Genomic DNA, 629 nt, shown 5'->3' on the forward strand with positions numbered 1-629 from the left:
TCTCAGGCCTGCTGGCGGCGCTTGCCGCGCAGATCCTGATAGGCCGGTTGGGCGCCGCCGAACCCATCCTCGGCAATCTCTGGGAGCTCGACGCCATCGCGGCTGCCGCCATCGGCGGCGCCTCGCTGATGGGCGGCAAGGGCAGCGTCGTCGGCACCATCCTGGGCGCCGTCATCCTCGGCGCCATGCGCAACGGTTTGACGCTGATGAACGTCCAGTCCTTCTATCAGCTTCTGGCAACTGGTCTTATAATCCTCGCCGCGATGCTTATCGATCGCGTGACGAGGGGGCGTGGATGACCTTGAGCGGGCTGGACCTGAAAGCGGTAGGACCGCGCATCCGCATGATGATGCCGCATCTCACTCCGCTGGAGGCGAAGGTGGTGGAAACCGTCTTCGGCCGGCGCGGCTTCGACGAGAGCATTCCGCTGAAGCAGATCGCCGAGGAATCCGGCGTGTCCGAGGCGATGGTGGTCAAGATCGCCAAGAAGCTCGGCTTTTCCGGCTATCGCGACTTCCGCACCGCCGTCTATGAGTACAGTCGCCTGCCGACCGCCGAGATGCACCAGGAACTGTCATCCGACGACAGTTCGGCCGAGATCGTGCAAAAAGTGTTCCGCACCTCCATCC

General features: G+C 63.8%; 2 pseudogenes. Both read left to right on the top strand.

Annotated features, from left to right (window positions below):
• Positions 1 to 299: pseudogene (locus EOA22_RS36350) on the top strand (ribose ABC transporter permease); the annotation flags it as partial.
• Positions 296 to 629, top strand: a pseudogene (locus EOA22_RS36355) (RpiR family transcriptional regulator); the annotation flags it as partial. The pseudogenes EOA22_RS36350 and EOA22_RS36355, both read left to right, overlap by 4 nt.

It is taken from the genome of Mesorhizobium sp. M7A.F.Ca.US.014.04.1.1, assembly GCF_003998745.1.
Classification (GTDB): Bacteria; Pseudomonadota; Alphaproteobacteria; order Rhizobiales; family Rhizobiaceae; genus Mesorhizobium; species Mesorhizobium ciceri.